This is a genomic window from Stenotrophomonas sp. AS1 (assembly GCF_048957655.1).
GTDB lineage: Bacteria > Pseudomonadota > Gammaproteobacteria > Xanthomonadales > Xanthomonadaceae > Stenotrophomonas > Stenotrophomonas bentonitica_A.
The window spans coordinates 325,736-344,545 of record NZ_JARVXM010000001.1 but is presented as its reverse complement, the minus strand read 5'-3'; the positions used below and the strand labels follow the sequence as shown (position 1 = coordinate 344,545).

The following is an 18,810-nucleotide window of genomic DNA, read 5'->3' as shown; positions in this document are numbered from 1 at the left end:
GTTTCGCAATCCGCCCCGACCATCGGCATGATGGCGGGGACCGTACCTCCCCCCCGACATACATAGACCCACGCCATGAACGATCAGACCGCCGCGCCGCAGCCCCCCGTCGACGAGAACAGCCTCATCGCCGAGCGCCGCGCGAAACTGACCGCCCTGCGCGGGCAGGGCATTGCCTACCCGAACGATTTCCGCCGCGAGCACTTCGCCGGCACCCTGCAGGCCGAGTTCGCCGATGCAGAGCAGTGGACCGCCGAAGCGCTGGAGGCCAGCGACCGCCAGGTCAAGATGGCCGGCCGCCTGATGGCCAAGCGCGTGATGGGCAAGGCCAGCTTCGCCCAGATCCAGGACGAGTCCGGCCGCATCCAGCTGTTCCTGCAGGGCAGCACGCTGGGCGATGCCTACACCGCCTTCAAGGGCTGGGACGTGGGCGACATCATCGCCGTGGAGGGCGGGCTGACCCGGACCAGGACCGGTGAGCTGTCGGTCAAGGCCACCAGCATCCGCCTGCTGACCAAGTCGCTGCGCCCGCTGCCGGACAAGTGGCACGGCCTGGCCGACGTGGAGCAGCGCTACCGCCAGCGTTATGTCGACCTGATCGTGACCCCGGAGTCGCGCGAGGTGTTCATCAAGCGCTCGCGGATCATCCGCGCCATGCGCGCGTGGCTGGACAACCGCGACTTCCTGGAAGTCGAAACGCCGATGATGCATTACATCCCCGGCGGCGCCACGGCCAAGCCGTTCACCACCCACCACAACGCGCTGGACCTGGACCTGTATCTGCGCGTGGCCCCGGAGCTGTACCTCAAGCGCCTGGTCGTGGGTGGGCTGGAGCGCGTGTACGAGATCAACCGCAACTTCCGCAATGAGGGCGTGAGCACCCGCCACAACCCGGAATTCACCATGATGGAGCTGTACGAGGCCTACGCCACGTACACCGAAGTGATGGACCTGACCGAAGGCGTGATCCGTGACGTGGCCAGCAAGGTGCTGGGCACCACCACGGTGGAGTGGGACGGCGCCACGATCGACCTGGCCCCGGCGTTCCGCCGCTGGCGCATGGACGAGGCGGTGCGCCACCACAACCCGGAGATCAGCGCCGCCGACTGCACCGACCGCGATGCGCTGGCCGCCCACTGCGAGCGCCTGAAGATCCGCATCAAGCCGTCCTTCGGCTGGGGCAAGCTGCTGCTGGAGATCTTCGAGGCCACCGTCGAGCACACCCTGATCCAGCCGACCTTCATCACCGACCACCCGGTCGAGGTCTCGCCGCTGGCCCGCGCCAACGATGACCAGCCCGGCTACACCGACCGCTTCGAGCTGTTCATCAACGGCAAGGAGCTGGCCAACGGCTTCTCCGAGCTGAACGACCCGGAAGACCAGGCGGCCCGGTTCCAGGCCCAGGTCACGGCCAAGGAAGGCGGCGATGACGAGGCCATGCACTACGACGCCGATTACATCCGCGCGCTGGAGTACGGCATGGCCCCGACCGGCGGCCTGGGCATCGGCATCGACCGACTGGTGATGCTGCTGACCGGCAGCAGTTCGATCCGCGACGTGCTGCTGTTCCCGTACATGCGTCCGGAAAACTGAGACCTGGGTCCGGGCGTGCTTGGGGCACGTCCGGCGCGGGGGTTCCGCTGCCGTGGCCGCGCGGGTATGGTTTCTGCGTGGCCTTAACAGGCGCTATGGCGTGATGGCCACAGACCATGACGGGTCGCAGGGAGACGCCCACACCGGCGTCACACTGTGACGACGATCATGAACTGGGATGTTCATGACGGGAGGCGGACCGATGCAAGGTGCCAGTGTGCAGAGCGGCGGAGTATCCTCTTCGCAGCATGTTCCAGTGTGGTCAAGGAAGAAGGCAGAAGCAGCCTTGAATATTGTCATCGTTGACGATCAGACGTCCGCGCGTACCATGCTGCGCCATGTCATCGAGGACATCGCGCCGGAACTGTCCGTGCACGACTTCGGCGATCCGCTGACGGCGCTTGCCTGGTGCGAGTCGCACGCCGTGGATCTGCTGTTGCTCGATTACCGCATGCCGGAGATGGACGGGCTGGAGTTCGCCCGCCGCTTCCGCCGCCTGCCCAAGCACCGCGACATCCCCGTGATCCTGATCACCGTGGTCGGCGACGAGCCGATCCGACAGGCCGCGCTGGAGGCCGGGGTGATCGATTTCCTGGTCAAGCCCATCCGCCCGCGCGAACTGCGCGCGCGCTGCTACAACCTGTTGCAGCTGCGCCAGCAGTCGGAGAACGTCAAGCAGCGCGCGCTGTCGCTGGAGCAGCGCCTGCTGGCCAGCATGCACGAGGTGGAGGAGCGCGAGCGCGAAACACTGTCGCGGCTGGCGCGGGCGATCGAATTCCGTGATGCCGGCACCAGTGCCTACCTGGAGCGCATGGCCCATGTCGCCGGGCTGATCGCCGAGCAGCTCGGGCTGCCGGAAGAAGAGGTCAAGCTGATCGAGATGGCCGCGCCCCTGCACGACATGGGCAAGATCGCCATTCCCGATGCGGTCCTGCTCAAACAGGGCAAGCTGAGCGATGAGGAGCAGGCGATCATGCGCCGGCACCCGCGGATCGGCTACGAGCTGCTGAGTGGCAGCCAGAACCGTTTCATCCAGGTCGGGGCCCTGATCGCGCTGCGCCACCATGAGCGCTACGACGGCAGCGGCTACCCGGATGGGCTGGTCGGCGATGCGATTCCGCTGGAAGCGCGGATCGTGGCGGTGGCCGATGTGTTCGACGCGCTGATCTCACCGCGTCCGTACAAGGAAGCATGGACCATGGAAGCCACGCTGGCGTATCTGTATGCCCAGCGGGGCCGGTTGTTCGATCCGCGCTGCGTCGATGCCCTGCTGCGCGGCCGCCTCCAGCTTGATGAGATCTGCGCACAGCACTCCACCGCGTCATCCCGCCCGGGGATGTGATATGCGTCGTCTGTACCCGCGCCTGAAGCACCGCCTGGCGCAGCGCCCGGATACCGAACACGGCCAGGCGATCGTGCGCATCGTGCTGATCACCCTGATCCTGCTGTATGTGCTCATGCCGGGGCCGCGCCACGACCTGCCCCCGGCGCAGTACCACGGGGTGCTGGCGATCGTGCTGACCGGCCTGACCCTCTCGCTGGGGCTGTTCGGCTGGCTGCTGTGGCGGCCGGGACGCTCGGACCCGCGCCGCGTGGCCGGCATGCTCGCCGATTACGGGCTGATCGCCGCCGGCATGGTGCAGATGGGCGAGCCACTGGCCTGGGTCTACATCGTGGTGATGTGGGTGACGGTCGGCAACGGCATGCGCTACGGCAACAACTATCTGTACGTCGCGGTGGCGATGGCGATGGTCAGCTTCGGCAGCACCGCACTGCTGACCCCGTACTGGCATCTGAACGCGCGGCTGGCATTCGGCCTGTGGCTGGGCCTGGCGGCGGTGCCGCTGTATTTCTCCACGCTGCTGCGCCAGCTCACCCGTGCGATGGCCGAGGCGCGCCGCGCGAGCGAGGCCAAGAGCCGTTTCCTGGCCAACATGAGCCACGAGTTCCGCACGCCGCTCAACGGCCTGTCGGGCATGACCGAGCTGCTGGCCACCACCAAGCTCGACGACGAGCAGCGCGAGTGTGTGAACACCATCCAGGCGTCCTCGCGCAGCCTGCTGGCGCTGGTGGAGGAAGTGCTCGATATCTCCGCGATCGAAGCGGGCAAGTTGCGCGTGACCGCCGAGGACTTCGCGCTGGCCGATGTGATCCAGGCCATCGGGTTGATCCTGCTGCCGCAGGCCAAGGCCAAGCGGCTGGATTACCGGGTCAAGGTGGCCGATACCGTGCCGCCGCTGCTGCGCGGTGACCTGGGTCACCTGCGGCAGATCCTGCTCAACATCGCCGGCAACGCAGTCAAGTTCACCGACCACGGCCGTGTCGAAATCCGCGTGGCCGTGCTCGATGCCGAATCCAACGGCGGGGTGCGCCTGCGGTTCGACATCCTCGACACGGGCATCGGTGTCGCCCCGGAGATGCGCCCGCGCCTGTTCGAAGCGTTCGAGCAGGCCGACGTCAGCATGGCGCGCCGCCACGAAGGCACCGGCCTGGGCACCACCATCGCCAAGGGCCTGGTCGAGGCGATGGGCGGGGACATCGGCTACGAAGAGAACCCGCCGCAGGGCAGCCATTTCTGGTTCGAGCTGCCGTTCGCGCCGCCGCGCGTGCCGCTGGGCACGGTCACCCCGGCGCTGGTCGGCGACGGGCTGCCGGACCGCAACGGCAATGTGATTGCGTTTGCCGACCCGTTCCTGCGCCACCGCGCGCGCGTGCGCAGCATGCACATCCTGGTCGCCGACGATCACGAGGCCAACCGGATGGTGCTGCAGCGCCTGCTGCAGAAGGCCGGCCACAAGGTGCTGTGCGTCAACGGCGGTGAAGCGGTGCTCGATGCGATGGCCGAGAGTGATTTCGATGCGGCCATCGTGGATCTGCACATGCCCGGCATGAGTGGCCTGGACATGCTCAAGGAACTGCGCGTGATGCAGGCCGGTGGCGGTCCGCGCACGCCGGTGCTGGTGCTCAGCGCCGACGTCACGCCCGAGGCCATCCAACGCTGCACGCAGGCCGGCGCGCATACGTTCCTGGCCAAGCCCGTGGTCGCGGTGCGGCTGCTGGATGTGCTTGCCGATATCGCCTCCAACGGCCAGCTCAAGGCCAGCGCACCGATCGTGCGTACCGCTACCGTGCTGGATGGTGTACTGGACCCGGGCGTGCTCGACGAGCTGGCCTCGCTCGGCATGGGCGACGGTTTCGAACGCGAGTTCATCCGCCAATGCCTGGCCGATGCCGACCAGTGCATCGGCGTGGCACTGGCCGACGGCGAGCGCAGCGACTGGGTCCATTTCCGCGAGCAGGCGCACGCGATCAAGGGCGTGGCCAGCAATCTGGGCCTGGTCCGCGTTGCCAACCGCGCCGGGGATCTGATGCGCATGGCCGACTGGCAGCTCAAGAGCGAATGGCGGCAGCGCGTGACCCTGCTGCAGGCCGGCATCAAGGAAGGCCGGCAGGCGCTGGATGCACGTGCGCAGCGCAAGGCGCAGGGGCAGGCCGACGACGGCGGCGACATGCGCTGAGTGGGGCTGCAATAAAAAAAAGCCCGGCGGCAGCCGGGCTTGAACAACACAGGGGAGGGGATGGCTCAGGCGACGTCGAGGGTGGCGCGGCGGGTCTGGGCCTTGATCAGGCGGTCCATGGTGCGCAGCGACTTGTCGCCCAGCGCAAGGGCGGAGTCCACCCAGACCTTGGTGATTTCCAGCAGTTCGTCATAGCGCACGGCCTGGGCGAGGTTGCGCGCGGCGTTCATCGCCAGATACGAATGCGGAATGCGCTGGTGCTGGCGGATCAGGTCTTCCACGGCCTTGACGCCCTGGCCCTTGGGCACCAGCACATCGACCACGCCCATGGCATGCATCTCTTCGGAGGAATACACGCGGCCGTCGAGGATGATCTTCTCGGCCAGCTGCGGGGCCACGCGCTTGCACAGGAAGGAATAGGCGCCCATGCCCGGGAACAGCCCGAACAGCACTTCCGGCAGGCCCATGCCGCAGCCTTCCTCGGCCACGATGGTGTGGCAGGCCAGCGCCATCTCCAGGCCGCCGCCGAGGGCATCGCCCTGGATCAGCGCGATCGAGCGCACGTCGCCACCGAAGCCGGTGTGCAGGTGGTGCACGCCTTCCACGCAGCGCTGCGCATAGGTCAGCAGGCGGTCGCGGTTGCCCTCGCGGATCAGGCGGGTGAACAGGTCCAGATCGCCGCCCAGGTTGTAGGCATTGGCATCGGAGGCGAGCACGAAATGGCGCAGCTTGCCGCTGTTGCGCTCGGCCGGGCTGCGGGTGATCGCGCTCATGAAGTTCCACATTTCGTCGAGCATGTCCTTGCGGCAGCACGGGCGGATGCCGCTGGCGGCATCGGCATGCATGAACAGCCAATGGGCATCGTCGTTGCCGGTGGTTTCCGTGCGGATGGTGGCGTAGCGGTGGTTGACGGGCAGCTTTTCAATGGTGCTCATGGCGATTTCCTCGGAGGCTGGCCCGCTGGGAGGACGGTGGGCGGCGGGCCTGACGGGTCCACACGCCGCGATCCTACACCCCCGGCATCTCACGCAATGCAAAAGGCCCCCGCCGTTGCCGGCAGGGGCCCTGTGAAGATGCAGCCGTTGGGGAACCGTTACGGCGCAGGGGTATCGCGCAGTTCGCGGCGCAGGATCTTGCCGACGTTGGTCTTGGGCAGTTCCTTGCGGAACTCCACGATCCGCGGGTGCTTGTAGCCGGTCAGGTTCGCGCGTGCATGTTCCTTGACCATCTCGGCGGTGAGGTTGGGGTCCTTCTTGACGATGACCACCTTGACCACTTCACCGGACTTCTCATCGGGCACGCCGACCGCCGCGACTTCGAGCACGCCGGGCATCATCGCGATGACGTCTTCGACCTCATTGGGGTACACGTTGAAGCCGGACACCAGGATCATGTCCTTCTTGCGGTCCACGATGTAGAAGAAGCCCTGCTCATCCATCCGTGCCATGTCGCCGGTGTGCAGCCAGCCCTCGGCGTCCACCGCCTGCGCGGTATCTTCCGGGCGCTGCCAGTAGCCCTTCATCACCTGCGGACCCTTGATGCACAGCTCGCCGACTTCGCCGACGGCCAGCGTCTTGCCGGCGTCATCCTTGACGCAGGCATCGGTGGACGGGATCGGCAGGCCGATCGCACCGTTGTACTCGGCCAGGTCGAGCGGGTTGATGCAGGCGGCCGGCGAAGTCTCGGTCAAGCCATAGGCCTCGACCAGGGTGACGCCGGTGACCTTCTTCCAACGCTCGGCGACGGCGCGCTGCACCGCCATGCCGCCGCCCAGGGTGACCTTCAGCGAGGAGAAATCGACCTCGTCGAAGCCCGGGGTGTTGAGCAGGCCGTTGAACAGCGTGTTGACGCCGGTGATCGCGGTGAAGCGGGTCGCCTTGAGCTCCTTGACGAAGCCCTTCATGTCGCGCGGGTTGGTGATCAGGTAGTTGCAGCCACCGAACTTCATGAAGACCAGCCCGTTCGCCGTCAACGCGAAGATGTGGTACAGCGGCAGGGCGGTGATGATCACCTCCTTGCCCATCTCGATCCCCGAGGCGGAGATCCAGGCCGAGGCCTGCTGCATGTTGGCGACCAGGTTGCGGTTGGTCAGCATCGCGCCCTTGGCCACGCCGGTGGTGCCGCCGGTGTACTGCAGGAAGGCGACATCGTCGTGGTCGATCTCGACCTTGGGCAGGGTGTGGCGGCTGCCCAGCTTGAGCGCCTGGTTGAAGCGGATCGCGCCGCGCAGGCTGTAGTTGGGCACCATCTTCTTGATGTACTTCAGGACGAAGTTCACCACGATGCCCTTGGCGCCGAGCATGTCGCCCAGGCCGGTGGTCACCACCTGCTTGATCGGGGTGTCGGCAATGACCTGCTGCACGGTGTCGCAGAAGTTGTCCACGACCACCAGCACGGCCGCGCCGGAATCCACCAGCTGGTGCTTGAGCTCGCGGGCGGTGTAGAGCGGGTTGACGTTGACCACGGTCAGGCCGGCACGCAGCACGCCGAACGTGGCGATCGGGTACTGCAGGCAGTTGGGCATCATCAGGGCAACGCGGTCGCCCTTCTTGAGCTGCAGCTCACCCAGCAGATAGGCGGCGAACTGTTCGACCAGTGCGTCCGTTTCCCCGTAGGTCAGGACCTTGCCGAAACTGGAGTAGGCGGGGCGGTCGCGGAACTTGGCCACCGAAGTGTCGAAGACGGCCGAGACCGAATGGAACTCGTTGACGTCGATCTCGGCGGGTACGCCTTTGGGATAGCTCTGCAGCCAGGGTCGTTCCAGACTCATATTCCCCCTCCAGGAAACGTGGATGATGTAAAGCGATGACGGAGAGTATCCGTCGTTTCATGCCTCGGCAGCATACCGTCCCGAATGGAAAACGCGAAGGGCCGGTGAACAACGGCGGCAGTGGGGCCGCGGGGCAGGGTGGCGCCGGCGATAAATGACGTTTGCAGCCGCATGTGTTCGCTCATCCGTCCATCCCCGCTCATCGCGGCGGCTCGTCAGCGCAGCTGTCGTGGCACTGCAGTGCAGCTTCCAGCACCGGCACGGCCCAGTCGGGTGTCTGCCGCAGTTGGGCGACGTCATCGGCCGCAGGCCAGGTCAAACGGCCACCGTCCATCTGCAGCACAAGCTGTGGATCGGCAACCGGCTGGCCAGGACCGGCCTCGGCACTGTTGTCGTACACCTGCAGCTGTGCCAGCGCTGGCAGCAGGGCGATCAGGTTCTGCAGCGCCAACGGGTAGCGGCGGTGGATGTCCGCATCGCTGATCGGGTGGCCACCGGCCGCAACGCGTGCGCGCACCCGTGCGATGTGCTGCTGGGGCGAGGCCAGGCCGCAGTACCAGACCAGTACGTCATGCGTGGCGCAGGCCTCGGCCAGGGTCGCGGCGATCGACTGCCCGCCCAGGGTGGTTTCGAAGGCGTGGTTGCGGCGTTCGGCGATGGCAGAGCGCAGTCGGCTGAAGCCTTCCGTCCACGCCCGGCCATTGGCCTCGCGCTGATTCATGCCGAATTCGCGGCACAGCTGGCGGGCCCAGTCGTCGGGATTGAACCAGTCCAGACCCGCTTGGCGGAGCAGATGACCCCCAATGGAGCTCTTGCCTGCGCCGTTGACCCCTGCCAGCACGAACAGGAAGGGCCGTGCAGGCATCAGTAACCGCTGCCTGCGGCCACCTTGCCCTTGAGGCGTGCTGGCTTGCGCAGCAGCGCGCGCGCCTTGTTGGCGGCCGCGGCGCTGTCCAGCACGGCAAGGCGATCATCGAAGCGCTGACGGAGCTGCTGCAGGGCCGGGGCCTGTTCGCGCAGGGACGCGAGGTCCCGCTGCAACGACACAACCTCGGCCTGCATGGCCTGGTACTGCTGGGCGGACAGAATGACGGCCTGCGGCTCGTTGTGATTGGTGACCAGTACGGCCTGCTGTTCGCGGACGTCCTGCATCACCTTGCGCCAGTGCTCCTTCACCGTCGAGGCGGTGGTGCGGGTCAGCTCGGTGATCGGGTCGAACTTGAGCGCGTGCAGCATGGCGGCGGCTCCCTGGCGGATGGCGTCAAGTGTAGCCCGATCCGTACGGATTGGGAGAAATATGGGATTTATGAAATTTATGAAAATGAAGACTGGCGGCGGGGAACGCCAAACAGCAGCAAGGGGGCGTCTGCCCCCTTGCTGTCGTGCGATCCCTCTACCGGAGAGGGCGTAACTGGCGCCGTGCCAGGCGCTTACTTCTTTCCGGCCAACTGACGCAGCACGTACTGCAGCAGGCCGCCGTGCTTGAAGTACTCCACTTCCTTCGGCGTGAGCAGCATCACATGGGCCTCGAAGGTCTTCTTCGTGCCATCGGCCTTGGTCGCGGTGAGGGTGGCCGTCTTGCTGGCGCCATCCTCCAGGCCGGTGATGTCGATTACTTCCGAACCATCCAGGCCCAGGCTCTGGGCGTTGTCGCCGTTCTTGAACTGCAGCGGCAGCACGCCCATGCCGACCAGGTTGGAGCGGTGGATGCGCTCGAAGCTCTCGGCGATGACCGCCTTGACGCCCAGCAGGTTGGTGCCCTTGGCCGCCCAGTCGCGCGAGGAGCCGGTGCCGTATTCCTTGCCGGCGAAGACGACCAGCGGAACGCCCTCGGCCTTGTACTTGACGGCCGCATCGTAGATCGCCAGCTTCTGCGGCTCGCCGCCATCCTTCGGGAAGTACAGGGTGTTGCCGCCTTCTTCGCCGCCGAACATCAGGTTCTTGATGCGGATGTTGGCGAAGGTGCCGCGCACCATGACGTCATCGTTGCCGCGGCGGCTGCCGTAGCTGTTGAAGTCGGCCGGCTGCACGCCGCGCTCCTGCAGGAAGCGGCCCGCCGGGGAATCCTTCTTGATGTTGCCGGCCGGGGAGATGTGATCGGTGGTGATCGAATCGCCGAACAGGCCCATCACGCGGGCGCCATGCACGTCGTCGATGTGGCCGACGTCCATGGTCATGCCCTCGAAGTAGGGCGGGTTCTTGATGTAGGTCGAGCTGCCGTCCCACTCATACAGATCGCCATCGGGCGACTTGATGGTGTTCCAGCGGGTGTCGCCCTTGAACACGTCGGCATAGTTCTTCTTGAACATCTCCGGCCCGATGGTCGCGGCAATCACATCGCCGATTTCCTTGTTGCTCGGCCAGATATCGCGCAGGTACACCGGCTGCCCATCGCTGCCCGTGCCCAGCGGCTCGGTGGTCAGGTCGATGTCGGTGGTGCCGGCGATTGCGTAGGCGACGACCAGCGGCGGGCTGGCCAGGTAGTTCATTTTGACTTCCGGGTGCACGCGGCCTTCGAAGTTGCGGTTGCCCGACAGCACTGAGGCCACCACCAGGTCACCGGCGGCGATGCCAGCGCTGACTTCGGTGGGCAGCGGGCCGGAGTTGCCGATGCAGGTGGTACAGCCGTAGCCGACCACGTAGAAGCCGACCTTCTCCAGCTCGGTCAGCACTCCGGCTTTTTCCAGGTAATCGGTGACCACGCGCGAGCCTGGGCCGAGCGAGGTCTTGACCCACGGCTTGCGGTCCAGGCCCTTGGCCGCCGCGTTGCGGGCGAGCAGGCCGGCACCGATCATCACCGCCGGGTTGGAGGTATTGGTGCACGAGGTGATCGCGGCGATGACCACCGCGCCATCCTTCAGCCGGAATTTCTGGCCATCCAGTTCGACATCGCTGTAACCCTTGGCCAGCTGTTCGTTGCCGACCGCCGCGCCGCCACCTTCGTTGACGAACTTGGCGACATCATCGTTGCGCTTGTCGCGGTTGGTGGTCAGGCCGACGAGGTTCTCGCGGTAGTTCTGCTTGACGTCTTCCAGCAGCACGCGGTCCTGCGGGCGCTTGGGGCCAGCCAGCGACGGCTTGACCTGGCCCATGTCCAGTTCCAGCGTGGCGCTGTAGCTGGCGTGCGCGGTGTTGGCGGCATGCCACAGGCCCTGGGCCTTGGCATAGGCTTCCACCAGCGCGATCTGCTCCTCGCTGCGGCCGGACAGGCGCAGGTAGGTCAGTGATTCTTCATCGATCGGGAAGATGCCGCAGGTGGCGCCGTACTCCGGGGCCATGTTGCCGATCGTGGCACGGTCGGCCAGCGGCAGGTGCTGCAGGCCTTCGCCGAAGAACTCCACGAACTTCCCGACCACGCCGTGCTTGCGCAGCATCTGGGTGACGGTCAGCACCAGATCGGTGGCGGTGGCGCCTTCGGGCATGCGGCCGGTCAGCTTGAAGCCGACCACCTGCGGGATCAGCATCGACGACGGCTGGCCCAGCATGGCCGCCTCCGCTTCGATGCCGCCCACGCCCCAGCCGAGCACGCCGATGCCATTGATCATGGTGGTGTGGCTGTCGGTGCCGAACACGGTGTCCGGATACGCAACGGCCTTGCCATCCTTGTCTGCGGTCATCACCACGCGGGCCAGGTTTTCCAGGTTCACCTGGTGGACGATGCCGGTGTTGGGCGGCACCACCTTGAAATTGTCGAACGCCTTCTGGCCCCAGCGCAGGAAGCCGTAGCGTTCCTGGTTGCGCTGGAATTCGATCTTGCCGTTGAGATCCAGCGCGTCGGGGGTGCCGAACACATCGACCTGCACCGAGTGATCGATCACCAGCTCGGAGGGGATCTGCGGGTTGATCTGCTCCGGGCGTCCGCCGAGCTTGACCACGGCATCACGCATCGCGGCCAGATCGACCACGCAGGGCACGCCGGTGAAATCCTGCAGCACAACGCGCGCGGGCATGAACGCGATCTCGATGTCCGGTTCGGCCTTGGGGTCCCACTGGGCGACGGCCTGGATGTGGTCCTTGCCGACGGTGACGCCGCCATCCTCGTGCCGGAGCAGGTTCTCCAGCAGGATCTTCATCGAGTAGGGCAGGTGGGAGATGTCGAACGTCTGTCCGAGCTTGGGCAGGCTGAAGTAGTCGTAGGTGGTGCCGCCGACGTCCAGCTGGCTGCGGGTGGAGAACGAATCGCTCATTGCAGATGACTCCTCTTGCGGATGGCTTGCGTTGGCCCGCCCGAGGCAGGCCTGCTTGCGTTCGCCGCTGACCGGTGGGCCCGCGATCGTCCTGAGTATGAACGATTCAGGGCGGTGCCCACCTGCGGCAGTTGGTCTCAGGCTACATGGAGATATGTATCCCTCATGTCACGGATGAGACAGATCCTTTCTGTGCCAAGGGTCTTGGCGGCCAGATCAGTACTCCAGTGGAAGTATGCCCCCGGAAGTATGTATAATTTGTGCATACTTTGGAGGGCGTACCGATGGAAGCTACCGTTGCAGAACGCGGGCAGATCACCTTGCCCAAGGCGGTCCGTGATGCGCTTGGCCTGACCAAGGGCACCCAGCTGAAGGTGGAGCTCGAGGGCAGCCGCATCATCCTGCGCAAGAGCGTGGACGATGCGATCTCCCGTGCCCGCGGCAAGTTCGCGCTGGATGGTTTCGATTCGGCCGAAGCAGCCGTGCGCGCGGTCCGCGACGAGGAATGAGCGCGTGATGATCGCCGTGGATTCACCGGTGCTGATTGAACTGCTCAGCAATGGCCCGCAGGCTGATGCGGTCGAAGCGGGCCTGCGCCAGAGCCTGGTCGGCGGGCGCGTGGTGATCTGCGGGGTGACCCTCGCCGAGATCTGCGCGTCGCTGCGCGGCGGCGCCGAAGTGCAGGAGGCGCTGGAGGAAATGGGCGTCCACTTCAGTCCGCTGGAGGCCAAATCCGCATTGCGCGCCGGTGAGATGCACCGCCGGCACCGGCAGCGGGGCGCCAAGCCACGCGGGCTGGACGAATTCATGGTCGGGTCGCATGCACTCCTGCAGTGCGATGGCCTGATCACCTGGAACGACACGTTTTACCGCGACTACTTCAAGGGCCTGAAGCTGATCGTGCCGCACGCCTGAGCCCATACTTTTAAACCGCATTCTTTCAAAGAATCACCCGGGAGTTGTCATGTTGGAAGCCTACCGCCACCACGTAGCCGAGCGCGCCGCGCTTGGCATCCCGCCGCTGCCGCTGAGCGCCCAGCAGACGGCCGACGTCATCGAGCTGCTGAAGGACCCGCCGGCGGGCGAAGCCGAGTTCCTGCTGGAACTGCTGACCCACCGCGTGCCGGCCGGCGTCGATGACGCCGCCAAGGTCAAGGCCTCGTACCTGGCCGCGATCGCGCTGGGCAGCGAAGTCAATCCGCTGATCACGCGTGAGCGCGCCACCGAACTGCTGGGCACCATGCTCGGTGGTTACAACGTTGCCCCGCTGGTGCAGCTGCTGGACGACGCCATCGTCGGCGCGATCGCCGCCGATGCGCTGAAGAACACCCTGCTGGTGTTCGATGCCTTCCACGATGTGCAGGAAAAGGCCAAGGCCGGCAACGCGAACGCCCAGGGCGTGCTGCAGAGCTGGGCCGATGCGGAGTGGTTCACCAGCCGCCCGCAGGTGCCCGAGAGCCTGACCATCACCGTGCTCAAGGTGACCGGCGAAACCAACACCGATGACCTGTCGCCGGCCCCGGATGCCACCACCCGCCCGGACATCCCGCTGCACGCCCTGGCGATGCTGAAGAACAAGCGTGATGGCATCGAGCCGGAAGAAGACGGCAAGCGCGGCCCGGTCAAGTTCATCGAATCGCTGAAGGACAAGGGCCACCTGGTCGCCTACGTGGGCGACGTGGTCGGTACCGGTTCGAGCCGCAAGTCGGCCACCAACTCGGTGCTGTGGTTCACCGGCGAAGATATTCCGTTCATTCCGAACAAGCGCTTCGGCGGTGTGTGCCTGGGTTCGAAGATCGCCCCGATCTTCTACAACACGATGGAAGACGCCGGCGCGCTGCCGATCGAACTCGACGTGTCGCAGATGAACATGGGCGATGTGATCGAGCTGCGCCCGTACGACGGCAAGGCCCTCAAGGACGGTGCGGTCATCGCCGAGTTCAAGGTCAAGTCCGACGTGCTGTTCGACGAAGTGCGCGCCGGTGGCCGCATTCCGCTGATCATCGGCCGTGGCCTGACCGCCAAGGCGCGGGAGGCGCTGGGCCTGGCCCCGACCGATCTGTTCCGCCTGCCGATGGACCCGCCGGATACCGGCAAGGGCTTCTCGCTGGCGCAGAAGATGGTCGGCCGCGCCTGTGGCCTGCCGGAAGGCAAGGGCATGCGCCCGGGCACCTACTGCGAACCGAAGATGACCTCGGTGGGCTCGCAGGACACCACCGGCCCGATGACCCGTGACGAGCTGAAGGACCTGGCCTGCCTGGGCTTCTCGGCCGACCTGGTGATGCAGTCGTTCTGCCACACCGCCGCGTACCCGAAGCCGGTGGACGTCAAGACCCACCACACCCTGCCGGAGTTCATCTCCACCCGTGGCGGCATCTCGCTGCGCCCGGGCGATGGCGTGATCCACAGCTGGCTCAACCGCATGCTGCTGCCCGACACCGTCGGCACCGGCGGCGACTCGCACACCCGTTTCCCGGTGGGCATTTCGTTCCCGGCCGGCTCGGGCCTGGTCGCCTTCGCGGCCGCCACCGGCGTGATGCCGCTGGACATGCCCGAATCGGTGCTGGTCCGCTTCAAGGGCACGATGCAGCCGGGCGTGACCCTGCGTGACCTGGTCAACGCGATCCCGCTGTACGCGATCAAGTCCGGCCTGCTGACCGTGGCCAAGGCCGGCAAGAAGAACATCTTCTCCGGTCGCATCCTGGAAATCGAGGGTTTGCCGGATCTGAAGGTCGAGCAGGCGTTCGAACTCTCCGATGCCTCGGCCGAGCGTTCGGCGGCCGGTTGCTCGGTGCACCTGAACAAGGAGCCGATCATCGAGTACCTCACCAGCAACATCACGCTGCTGAAGTGGATGATTGCCGAGGGTTACCAGGACGCCCGTTCGCTGGCGCGCCGCATCGAGAAGATGGAAGCCTGGCTGGCCAACCCGGAGCTGCTGGAGCCGGATGCCGACGCCGAGTACGCCGCCGTCATCGAGATCGACCTGGCCGACATCCACGAGCCGATCGTGGCCTGCCCGAACGATCCGGACGACGTCAAGACGCTGTCCGACGTCGCCGGTGCGGCGATCGACGAAGTGTTCATCGGTTCGTGCATGACCAACATCGGTCACTTCCGTGCGGCGGCCAAGCTGCTGGAAGGCAAGCGCGACATCCCGACCAAGCTGTGGGTCGCCCCGCCGACCAAGATGGATGCTTCGGAGCTGACCAAGGAAGGCCATTACGGCACGTTCGGCACCGCCGGTGCCCGCATGGAAATGCCGGGCTGCTCGCTGTGCATGGGCAACCAGGCGCAGGTGCGTGAGGGCGCGACGGTGTTCTCCACCTCGACCCGCAACTTCCCGAACCGCCTGGGCCGCAACTCCAACGTGTACCTGGGCTCGGCCGAGCTGGCCGCGATCTGCTCGCGCCTGGGTCGCATCCCGACCAAGGAAGAGTACATGGCCGACATCGGCGTGCTGGATGCCAGCAGCAAGGACATCTACCGCTACATGAACTTCGACCAGATCGAGGACTATCAGGACGTGGCCGGTACGGTTGCTGCCTGATCCGACGCCGGGCGCTGCCCGGCTTCGGTAACCCATCGGTCACTGGCCGATGGATGAAACACGAAAACACCCGGCGCGAGCCGGGTGTTTTTTCATGTGCACGATCAGGTCGCTGGAAACCGGAACGGCCAGGCGTCGTCGGTCACCTCGTTGCGCTCGGCACAGACCTGGCGGAAGGTTTCCACGAACGCCTGCTGCAGCCGGGTAGGGTGCCAATCGGCGCGGGTGGTGAGGCCGATGCGGCGGCGCAGGTCATCACCGGCCCGCCCGACCTCGCAGAGCAGGCCGGCGCGACGTTCGAACACGAACTGATCGCGCGACATCAAGGTGAGCCAATCATCTTCAAGCAGCAGGCCGCGCGTGATCAACACCGAACCACACTCGATGCGCAGCCGCGGCGGTTCGTGGCCGTGCTGCCGGAACATGTGTTCCCAGCGCGCCCGCACCGGTGCGCCGGTCGCGGCGATCACCCACGGGTAGTCCAGCAGCCGGGCAAAGCCGAAGCCCTTGGTCGCGGCCAGGGGATGACCGCTGCGCGCGACAATGACCGGGTCGTCGTCGAACAGCCCTTCCTGGGCGATATCGCGCACCGGCAGCCTGTCGCGCATCGCGCCGATCAACAGGTCCAGGCTGCCCTCGCGCAGATCGCCCAGCAGTTCGGCGTAGGGGCCTTCGATCACGTTCACCGTGGCGCCCGGATAGGCCCGCGCGAAGCGTGCCAGTACCTGGGGCAGCAGGATCGCCCGCGCGAGCGGCATGACCCCCAGCGAAACCCGGCCGCCCTGCTGCGAGCGCAGCGAGGCGAGTTCATCGATGCCGGCGCCGAGTTCGGACAGGGCCAGCCGGACCAGGCGCAGCATGCGCGTCGCCGCCGGAGTGGGCTGTACGGTCTTGCCTCGGCGCACGGTCAGCGGTGTTTCGATCACCTCGGACAACTCGTGCACCGCACGGTAGATCGCGGGCTGCGACACGCCCGCGCGACTGGCAGCCAGGGTGAAGCTGCCGGCCGTATCCACCGCCGCCAGGGCGCGCAGCTGGCCCAGGGTGACGCGGCGTTCGACAGCCGGCATCGCCGGCAGCCGCTGCGCGCGACGGGCCACGCGGACCCCGTGCGTGATGTAGTCCAGCGCGCGTTCGATGCGGGGGACCAGCAGGTCGGCCGCCTCGGTGGGCGACATGCCACCGGGCTGCCGGTCGAACAGCGGCGCGTCCAACTGTTTCTCCAGCCGCGCGATGGCCTGGGTCAGGGCCGGCTGGGACAGGTTCACGTGCGGAGCGGCGGCGCTGATGCCGCCGTGGTGGTAGACGGCGGCAAGGGCGTGCAGATGCTTGAGGTTCAGATCCAGAGGGCTGCTCATGGATCAACTATAACCAAATCCAATGGCTGTTTCGAAAAACGATCTTGAGGGGGCAGGCCGGGCGACGACAGACTGCGTCATCGTCAACGAAGGATGGATGGATGTCCCGGGTAGTTTCTTCTATCGAACGCGCTGCTCCGGCGGCGATTCAGGCTCTGGCAGAGGCCGGTGTCGCCACCGCGCACGAAGCGCAGGGTCGCAGCGGCCTGCTGCATCCACGGCTGCGCCCGATCTACAGCGGCGTCCGCATCGCCGGCAGCGCGGTCACTGTGTCGGTGCCGCCGGGCGACAACTGGATGATGCACGTGGCGATCGAACAGCTGCGCGAGGGCGATGTACTGGTGGTCGCGCCCACCAGTGATTGCACTGACGGCTACTTCGGCGATCTGCTGGCGACCTCGGCCCAGGTGCGCGGCTGCCGCGGGCTGGTGATCGATGCTGGCGTGCGCGACGTGCGTGACCTCACCGCGATGGGCTTTCCGGTCTGGAGCCGCGCGGTCCACGCACAGGGTACGGTCAAGGAAACGCTGGGTTCGGTGAATGTGCCGGTGGTCTGCGGCGGGGCGCTGGTCCAGCCGGGCGACGTGGTGATCGCAGACGATGACGGCGTCTGCATCGTGCCGCGTGCCGATGCAGACCGGGTAGCCGCCGACGCACGGGCGCGCGAGGCGCGCGAGGCCGACAAGCGCGAACGCCTGGCCAACGGCGAGCTCGGCCTGGACATCTACCAGATGCGTGAGCGCCTGGCGGCCAAGGGCCTGCGCTATGAGTGAGGGAGTGCGCGCGATGTGGATGCGCGGTGGCACCTCCAAGGGCGGGTTCTTCCTCGCGTCGGAGCTGCCCGCCGAGCCGGCCGCGCGTGATGCCTTCCTGCTGCGTGCGTTCGGTTCGCCCGATCCGCGCCAGATCGATGGCATGGGCGGCGGCGATCCGTTGACCTCCAAGGTCGCCGTCGTGGCGCCTTCCAGTCGCGCCGATGCCGACGTGGAGTACCTGTTCCTGCAGGTTTTCGTGGACCAGGCCGTGGTGAGCGATGCGCAGAACTGCGGCAACATGCTGGCCGCGGTCGGCCCGTTCGCGATCGAGCGCGGGCTGGTTGCCGCCACCACGGATCAGACCGAGGTGCGCATCTTCATGTGCAACACCGATACGCTCGCCGTGGCCAGCGTACAGACGCCGCAGGGCAAGGTGGCCTACGACGGTGAGGCGCGCATCGATGGTGTCCCTGGCAGCGCCGCGCCGGTGCCGCTGGCGTTCGCCGATGTTGCTGGCTCCAGCTGTGGTGCCCTGCTGCCGACCGGCCAGGCCGTGGATGTCATCGACGGCGTGCAGGTGACACTGATCGACAACGGCATGCCGTGCGTGGTGCTGCGTGCCGGCGATGTCGGGATCAGCGGGCATGAGGACCGCGCCACGCTGGATGCGGACGAGGCGCTCAAGGCACGGTTGGAGGCCATCCGCCTGCAGGCCGGCCCGCTGATGCGGCTCGGCGATGTCCGTGCCCAGTCGGTGCCCAAGATGATGCTGGTGGCCGCGCCGCGCGCGGGCGGGGTGATCAGCGTCCGTTCCTTCATTCCGCACCGCTGCCACGCCTCCATCGGCGTGCTCGGCGCAGTGACGGTCGCCACCGCCTGCCTGCTGCCGGACTCACCCGCGCACGCCCTGGCGGTGCTGCCCGGCGGCCTGCACCAGACGCTGGAGATCGAACATCCCAGCGGCAGCACCGCGGCCGTGCTTGATCTGGATACGGCCGGGCAGGTGTCCCGCGCCGCCGTACTGCGCACTGCGCGGAAGCTCTTCGACGGCGTGCTGTTCGACTGAATACGCACGACGT

Annotated in this window: 14 protein-coding genes; 8 read left to right on the top strand and 6 right to left on the bottom strand. The window is 66.5% G+C overall.

Features of this window, described 5'->3' with window-relative positions:
- Positions 1-75 precede the first annotated feature (75 nt).
- The 3 genes from lysS to PV764_RS01455 all read left to right on the top strand — a co-directional run bounded on the left by lysS (position 76) and on the right by PV764_RS01455 (position 5,111).
- Entirely contained in the window at positions 76-1,593 is a 1,518-nt protein-coding gene (lysS, locus tag PV764_RS01465) for a lysine--tRNA ligase (protein ID WP_421116039.1), read from the top strand.
- Between the two features lie 202 nt (positions 1,594-1,795).
- Entirely contained in the window at positions 1,796-2,935 is a 1,140-nt protein-coding gene (locus PV764_RS01460) for a response regulator (protein WP_019182944.1), read from the top strand.
- Position 2,936: 1 nt separating this feature from the next.
- Entirely contained in the window at positions 2,937-5,111 is a 2,175-nt protein-coding gene (locus PV764_RS01455) for an ATP-binding protein (protein WP_421116038.1), read from the top strand.
- 65 nt (positions 5,112-5,176) lie between these two features.
- Here the strand turns inward: PV764_RS01455 and PV764_RS01450 are convergent, their stop codons facing one another.
- The 5 genes from PV764_RS01450 to acnA form a co-directional block, all read right to left on the bottom strand.
- Complete coding sequence (locus PV764_RS01450; protein WP_070427299.1) at positions 5,177-6,046, bottom strand: crotonase/enoyl-CoA hydratase family protein; 870 nt, start codon at positions 6,044-6,046, stop codon at positions 5,177-5,179.
- 158 nt (positions 6,047-6,204) lie between these two features.
- Positions 6,205-7,881, bottom strand: coding sequence for a long-chain fatty acid--CoA ligase (locus tag PV764_RS01445; RefSeq protein WP_046273435.1), 1,677 nt, complete (start codon positions 7,879-7,881; stop codon positions 6,205-6,207).
- A gap of 199 nt (positions 7,882-8,080) precedes the next feature.
- The gene (locus PV764_RS01440; protein ID WP_421116037.1) at positions 8,081-8,746 is read right to left on the bottom strand and encodes an AAA family ATPase; all 666 of its coding nucleotides are present in this window, start codon (positions 8,744-8,746) and stop codon (positions 8,081-8,083) included.
- Complete coding sequence (locus tag PV764_RS01435) at positions 8,746-9,117, bottom strand: type II toxin-antitoxin system prevent-host-death family antitoxin (RefSeq protein WP_070427301.1); 372 nt, start codon at positions 9,115-9,117, stop codon at positions 8,746-8,748. The genes PV764_RS01440 and PV764_RS01435 overlap by 1 nt, the downstream gene beginning before the upstream one ends.
- 194 nt (positions 9,118-9,311) lie before the next feature.
- Complete coding sequence (gene acnA, locus PV764_RS01430) at positions 9,312-12,068, bottom strand: aconitate hydratase AcnA (protein WP_421116036.1); 2,757 nt, start codon at positions 12,066-12,068, stop codon at positions 9,312-9,314.
- 284 nt (positions 12,069-12,352) lie between these two features.
- Here acnA and PV764_RS01425 point away from each other — a divergent pair, with 284 nt between their 5' ends.
- From PV764_RS01425 to acnB, 3 genes are read left to right on the top strand one after another with little or no spacing between them, the layout of a single operon-like run.
- A complete protein-coding gene (locus PV764_RS01425; RefSeq protein WP_019182937.1) occupies positions 12,353-12,577 on the top strand; it encodes an AbrB/MazE/SpoVT family DNA-binding domain-containing protein in 225 nt (74 codons plus the stop codon).
- A 7-nt stretch (positions 12,578-12,584) separates the two neighbouring features.
- A complete protein-coding gene (locus tag PV764_RS01420; RefSeq protein ID WP_019182936.1) occupies positions 12,585-12,983 on the top strand; it encodes a type II toxin-antitoxin system VapC family toxin in 399 nt (132 codons plus the stop codon).
- A gap of 49 nt (positions 12,984-13,032) precedes the next feature.
- Positions 13,033-15,618, top strand: coding sequence for a bifunctional aconitate hydratase 2/2-methylisocitrate dehydratase (gene acnB, locus PV764_RS01415; RefSeq protein ID WP_421116035.1), 2,586 nt, complete (start codon positions 13,033-13,035; stop codon positions 15,616-15,618).
- A gap of 104 nt (positions 15,619-15,722) precedes the next feature.
- Here the strand turns inward: acnB and PV764_RS01410 are convergent, their stop codons facing one another.
- Positions 15,723-16,976, bottom strand: a complete 1,254-nt coding sequence (locus tag PV764_RS01410) for a LysR family transcriptional regulator (RefSeq protein WP_019182934.1) — start codon at positions 16,974-16,976, stop codon at positions 15,723-15,725.
- A 101-nt stretch (positions 16,977-17,077) separates the two neighbouring features.
- Here PV764_RS01410 and PV764_RS01405 point away from each other — a divergent pair, with 101 nt between their 5' ends.
- Both PV764_RS01405 and PV764_RS01400 read left to right on the top strand, forming a co-directional pair.
- Positions 17,078-17,749 carry a 4-carboxy-4-hydroxy-2-oxoadipate aldolase/oxaloacetate decarboxylase gene (locus PV764_RS01405; RefSeq protein ID WP_421116034.1) on the top strand — a complete coding sequence of 224 codons (672 nt, stop codon included), beginning with the start codon at positions 17,078-17,080 and terminating at the stop codon, positions 17,747-17,749.
- The gene (locus PV764_RS01400) at positions 17,742-18,797 is read left to right on the top strand and encodes a 4-oxalomesaconate tautomerase (protein WP_343311989.1); all 1,056 of its coding nucleotides are present in this window, start codon (positions 17,742-17,744) and stop codon (positions 18,795-18,797) included. The genes PV764_RS01405 and PV764_RS01400 overlap by 8 nt, the downstream gene beginning before the upstream one ends.
- Positions 18,798-18,810: the final 13 nt, after the last annotated feature.

Bases quoted from the DNA above. Each gene is read 5' to 3' on its own strand.
- lysS (WP_421116039.1), top strand. From the start codon at position 76: ATGAACGATCAGACCGCCGCGCCGCAGCCCCCCGTCGACGAGAACAGC.
- PV764_RS01460 (WP_019182944.1), top strand. From the start codon at position 1,796: ATGCAAGGTGCCAGTGTGCAGAGCGGCGGAGTATCCTCTTCGCAGCAT.
- PV764_RS01455 (WP_421116038.1), top strand. From the start codon at position 2,937: ATGCGTCGTCTGTACCCGCGCCTGAAGCACCGCCTGGCGCAGCGCCCG.
- PV764_RS01450 (WP_070427299.1), bottom strand. From the start codon at position 6,046: ATGAGCACCATTGAAAAGCTGCCCGTCAACCACCGCTACGCCACCATC.
- PV764_RS01445 (WP_046273435.1), bottom strand. From the start codon at position 7,881: ATGAGTCTGGAACGACCCTGGCTGCAGAGCTATCCCAAAGGCGTACCC.
- PV764_RS01440 (WP_421116037.1), bottom strand. From the start codon at position 8,746: ATGCCTGCACGGCCCTTCCTGTTCGTGCTGGCAGGGGTCAACGGCGCA.
- PV764_RS01435 (WP_070427301.1), bottom strand. From the start codon at position 9,117: ATGCTGCACGCGCTCAAGTTCGACCCGATCACCGAGCTGACCCGCACC.
- acnA (WP_421116036.1), bottom strand. From the start codon at position 12,068: ATGAGCGATTCGTTCTCCACCCGCAGCCAGCTGGACGTCGGCGGCACC.
- PV764_RS01425 (WP_019182937.1), top strand. From the start codon at position 12,353: ATGGAAGCTACCGTTGCAGAACGCGGGCAGATCACCTTGCCCAAGGCG.
- PV764_RS01420 (WP_019182936.1), top strand. From the start codon at position 12,585: ATGATCGCCGTGGATTCACCGGTGCTGATTGAACTGCTCAGCAATGGC.
- acnB (WP_421116035.1), top strand. From the start codon at position 13,033: ATGTTGGAAGCCTACCGCCACCACGTAGCCGAGCGCGCCGCGCTTGGC.
- PV764_RS01410 (WP_019182934.1), bottom strand. From the start codon at position 16,976: ATGAGCAGCCCTCTGGATCTGAACCTCAAGCATCTGCACGCCCTTGCC.
- PV764_RS01405 (WP_421116034.1), top strand. From the start codon at position 17,078: ATGTCCCGGGTAGTTTCTTCTATCGAACGCGCTGCTCCGGCGGCGATT.
- PV764_RS01400 (WP_343311989.1), top strand. From the start codon at position 17,742: ATGAGTGAGGGAGTGCGCGCGATGTGGATGCGCGGTGGCACCTCCAAG.